The organism is Okeania hirsuta (assembly GCF_003838195.1).
Classification (GTDB): domain Bacteria; phylum Cyanobacteriota; class Cyanobacteriia; order Cyanobacteriales; family Microcoleaceae; genus Okeania; species Okeania hirsuta.
Genome location: NZ_RCBY01000362.1, coordinates 1 through 5,223 on the forward strand (window position 1 = coordinate 1; position 5,223 = coordinate 5,223).

3 protein-coding genes are annotated in these 5,223 nt (G+C 43.3%); 1 reads left to right on the plus strand and 2 read right to left on the minus strand.

Annotated features, from left to right (window positions below; all coding sequences use genetic code 11):
• The coding region (locus D5R40_RS36455) for a TetR/AcrR family transcriptional regulator (RefSeq protein ID WP_161565111.1) at positions 1-403 on the plus strand (403 nt) is incomplete at its 5' end.
• Positions 404-3,158: 2,755 nt separating this feature from the next.
• On the opposite strand, the gene D5R40_RS30115 is transcribed toward D5R40_RS36455, so the two are convergent.
• On the minus strand, positions 3,159-3,389 hold the full coding sequence (locus tag D5R40_RS30115) for a hypothetical protein (RefSeq protein ID WP_124155665.1): 231 nt from the start codon (positions 3,387-3,389) through the stop codon (positions 3,159-3,161).
• 1,562 nt (positions 3,390-4,951) lie between these two features.
• The coding region (locus D5R40_RS30120) for a hypothetical protein (protein ID WP_205127738.1) at positions 4,952-5,223 on the minus strand (272 nt) is incomplete at its 5' end.

Consider the following 5,223-nt stretch of genomic DNA (forward strand, 5'->3'; position numbering starts at 1 on the left):
GTTGGCAGAGGCTATTTCTTCTACAGAGGCCTCTATTTATCGATATTTCGAGAATAAACACCAGCTTTTTGTTTATCTGCTCAATTGGTATTGGGAGTGGATGATCATTCGTATCGATCTGAATACGCTAAATGTGCGTTCAGCAAAAGAGCGCTTGCGGATCGTTATGGGGATCATTGTTGATACTGCCAATAGAAATACAGCTATTGAATTTGTGGATGAAGAAGCCCTACATCGCATTGTGGTGACCGAAGGCACAAAAGGTTATCACCATAAGTGGGTTGATGAGGACAATAAAGAAGGTTTCTTTTTGTCCTACAAACGCTTGACAAAACAAATTGCTGACATCATACACGAACTGAATCCTAAATTTCCTTATCCGAAGCATTGGCAAGTATGCTGATCGAAACAGCAAATAACAACTTGTATTTTGCTCGACACTACCTCGACTCACCGACTTGAGTGGTGAGGGTGCTGATCTTTCTGATAAGGTAACCAAGATGTTGGAGTTCTTTGCTCATCACCTGATCCCACAAGAGGAAATGGTGCCTGTGGCCACAAGAACAAAGATAGCTAGGGTATACGTTTATCGCCCCTTGTGAAAGGGCTTTAAAAACCCAAATCGAACTGACCAAGTTTAGTATCTCATTTATCCATCCTATAAAGGGATGAATGCATTCATATATGATCACTTAGAAGCCAAAATTAGCCTCGCATCATGCTAGATGCTTGACCAGGATGGCTTTGCTACATCTGGCTATTTCCGGGATCTATTTGCGTGAGCACTGTGTCATTTTTCTTATACGAGTGGCCCTAGGCACCCTAAAACTGCGATCATGACTGCCCTTATTTGTCTAATCACTATTATTCTTACTAATTGGTCCCTTTCCAAGGTCGGGAACAAGCACGGCTATATCCAATTATATATGCGTCAGCATCCGGTATGGTACCAGCAACTGCTTACAGGACGTTGGTCGCTCTATGAGCGGGAGGTAGAGATAGAAGAGTATATCGTGTAGGACCACAAGGCATAATAAAAAGAGAACATCAAAACAAAACGATACTACTTAAGCACGGCTCAAGGCCTTAAAGAGTTAACCCCCAATAACTATCAAGCTGTATTCCTCGAATTAACAACTGCAGACCCAGCGTACAGAAATGCCCAAAAGAAAGATTGGATTAGAATATGACCAAATCCCACCCTGGTAAAGCAGTACAACGAATGGAGTACCGTTAGTCAATATTCCAGCAAATAAAATGCTGACTTTTAGATCGAGATTAGGAGCAACTGAAACTGTGAAAGAATCCAGTGTTTATGTGAAACTCGTATTCGTACATATCAAATCCACGTGGGCAGGTCTGCGGACCTGCCCTTTTCTTGCGCTCGACGTACAAATTTTTCACGAATCACAAAAGGATGTGCTATGAAATTATTCGCGGCAAACTCATTAAACCAGGCATCTAAATGCCAATAACACGCTCTTCGGCGGCAATTGTTAAAGTGGATCGATGAAGAGGCCGGTATTTATGCGATGTCTAAACTGGGCAATAAACGCGTCGTCACTAAGTACATTTCCGAGATTGATTCGTCAGTTCCGAAAACAAGTGACATTGTGAAATCGGCTTAAATTTCTAGCCATTGGCAAGAACTTCTATTTCCTTCGCTGTTGTAGTACGAATCTCGTTAAGCAAAAAGATCATTATAAAATCGAAAAATTAGTCTTTGTAAATGTAGATAATGAGGAAAAAGCTGTTCCCACGGCAAGACACTAGCCGATCTCATTTCACTCGTCCCACAGGGCGAGTCATAGTCATGTGTCCTTACGCACGAATTGTGAACTCGTATTCAGATATTTTAGTGTGGCAGTTGCATACCAACTGCCATTTTTAATTTCCTTTCTTCTAGAAGAAGAACTTACCGCAAGGTAAAACGGCCAATATCCCATCTCCGATAAAGTAATTGAAACCGACCGCCGCCAAATCAAAGGGCGCTAACCAGATCCTCCGCCATAGCTTAGTGCCAAGTGTCATATCTTCTCCATCCAACCAAACTTCGTCCGTAATCAAGCCAGCCAATAGGCCCACAGAAAAATGGAAAGACCTTCGTCTTGATGTTGATGACCTTCAACCTTAAGTCTGTATTTTGATAAAAGGAGCTTCTACCGTTAAAAACGATCCCGTCTGAAGCTCGGAAGTTACTATCCGGTCCAATTCCACCTAAACGTGCACCTTGGAAAAATTCGAACTCGTTGTTCAAGTTATATTGACCGCCAACGGAGTAGCGAATATGAAATTTCGGTTTAAGTCTAGAGGTTGGAAAATACTTATATCACTTTCAAATAGGAACGTCTCTCCCTTCCGTGTCTAAGCTAAATTTCCAAGCAAATTCCGCATGAAAGTTTAGTCCTCGAGTCGGCATCGTGGACTATCCGCATTTTCAAAGCTCAATGCCTGCCTGGAGTCCGACGAAGTAACATCATCAAAAAATATCGGGATTAAAGCCGTCTGCTACTTCGTCAATAAACGATCACCAGAGAGGTTAATGCGTTAATTCAAAGGTGGGTCAAAGTAAAAGAAAGAAGCACTGTTGATCGCTTCATGAAAGAAGGATTGAAAGAGATCAATCGCGCTTTTCACTCGATTGAAATTATTCCTTCCTCTTCCTCAGATTCTCTGTGTCATTACCTAACCCATAGAAGTTTGTAGCATATAACGGCGTCTTGAATCTAGCATCTAGCAAAAACTCCCAGCCACAAAGACATTGATGAATTCTCCCGGAGTAAGCGAATATCAGCACCACCAGTTTGCCACGGCAAAGTAGCATAGTAGGTATGCCGGGCAGAGTATGGTGTTTCTTAAAACCGTAGCTTGTATTGCGTCCCTAGTAACCTAGAAGTATGCCATCATCTGGGTTAAAAACCAAGATTCGGTAGCAAGCTGCCAAAGTTGAGTTGTAATCGGCCGATAATCGATCATTAGGTATTCAGGATGGGGTTATTGCTGATCTTGATTCTTGCTCTGAATTTACCTCTAAAGTGGTCTTTTCCGTCATCCGGAATCGTAAATGAGCAAGCGACCACTCTTTTTGAAGAATCCGTAAACTCATCTTTACCTAAGCCTCCAACGCACGAATTCTTGATATTGGTTTACCCTCTCCACTAAATTGAAAGAAAATCATTACCATCCATTCCGTACAGAATGATCTCCTTCGTTTCACTGGCTAAGAAAGTACGATCGTAGTACATCCCTTCTTTCTCAGCATCCTTATTGGTATTGTATGCCCGAACGCGCAGGCGGTTGTTATCCAATCTTTCAATGGTAAATAAATCCCGCTTTTCTGTACGAGCACATCTTCCTTCTTGGCCATGAACTTCGTAGACCTTACGCATTACCTGCGGAAATACCACCTTTTCGCTGCTTCAGCTTGTTGATGATGGTCGGAGCATCCAAATCATAGACCTCGTCATTCCAATTTCCCGGAAGGCAGATTCGATCACCTCATCCGTTATGTTATCGGTGATCAACTTGATTTTCTTTCCAATCTTCCCAATCCAATCCATTCAAGAAACTAGCATCAAGTGTCGACTATTGTAGTTGTAGAATTTGTAGTTCTTGAAATCACCTCTAAACACGGCAGTTTCTTCAAATCTGGCCCCGTCAATCTCGCCAATCCAAGGATCATCCCATCATAATGGCAAATACCTGATCTCTATCCCGAGGTATCGGGCGGAATACTTTTCTCCCTCATCGTCTTCAAACTGTGCCCATCTCCATTGATCATCGTGTCGATCCCAGTCACCTAAGAAAAGGTCGAGAGTCCGACCGCAAGGCAAATGCTTGATCCACATTGTGTCCATGCTTGCCCAGCACATTATCCAACATTTGCTGTAGCTCATGATGTTTGGAACGGCCAAAGCTTGGCTCATTACTCCAGTCGTCGGAGGGACGTTCTTCGAAGAGATACATGGCATCCCCGTATCATCATTGTATATTCCCCAGTTTATTCTGCTTAGGGACAAAGACAACTTCGGGTTTGCGTGATATACGCCAACCGCATCGGCCATTTTAGGACGACTAAAGCTCCCAGTGGGTGCGATGCGCTAAAGTTATCTTTAATCAGGTCCTTGGCAATGGATTCATTAAAGGGGTAAGCATCGTTCGGGTAGCATCTTTATCGATACCACGCATGGTATACTGATGCTCATTGTTATCCTCCAAACGCAAGGAACTAGTTTGCATCCCTCCCCCTGCTTGATGGGCTTTTAGTCCACCCTTATCGGCAGATAGGTCTAAAGTCTCAACATTACCTTGGATTAATACGAAGCCCGGTAGTGTTCTCCCCAGAAAATCTGTCCAACGGATTCTAGTGAAATCGTCTTCCGTTAATAGGCAAAACAAGGTCATCTGGCATCACATCATCATCAATTGATCCTCTGCCACCTGTGGTTTCTTATCTCGATCTGCTTGCGATACACAGGTTTGGCGGTTGTCCCGTCAGAATTCGGCGTCCAAAACTCTACCCAAACGGCTCCATTTTTATAGAAATACAACTTAGAATAGCCATAGTTTCCATAGGCGAATAAAGCTCCATTACCCAGCTTCACGGAGATTTCTTTGCACCAGAACCACTGACAATGTAATGCTGGTTATCATTCTCGAAATATGGAGGGCATGTTCATGCCAGCTGCAAAAATGAAAACTTCCAAAGTTCTGGCAGTACTAACCAGCATATTCCGATACTTTCGTTGACTGGATGAGGAATATTTGTTTACTGGCTACCGTCCCACGCCAATAAGGGATAGATGGAACCGATTACAGGTAATGGGATCAAAGGTCTTATGGCTGCGTGAGTGGGAAATATGGTCTTTCAAAGTGAATTGCCCACCGTGAGATCCATTCGAATAGATTGGATGGTGCATGGCAACCACCACATTCTTTCTGCGGTTACCTCTCAAGGCGAACTTATAGTAGTTGGCAAAAATTCTCGGCTTTTCACCGGACAATCGTCGTTAATCTCCGTTTCATTTTCCCAATTGGTGAGATACCATTGTGAGTCGATTAGAAGCAGCACAAGATCATCGCCCAATTCAATTTCTTCTGGACCACTGCAACCAGGCTTAGGCAAGAGCACATTCTTCCGATCCAAGTACTCCTCGATAAACTTCTCCTGCCGCTTCACTCCCTTAAGACCATCAGCGTACCAATCGTGATTTCCCGCCACAA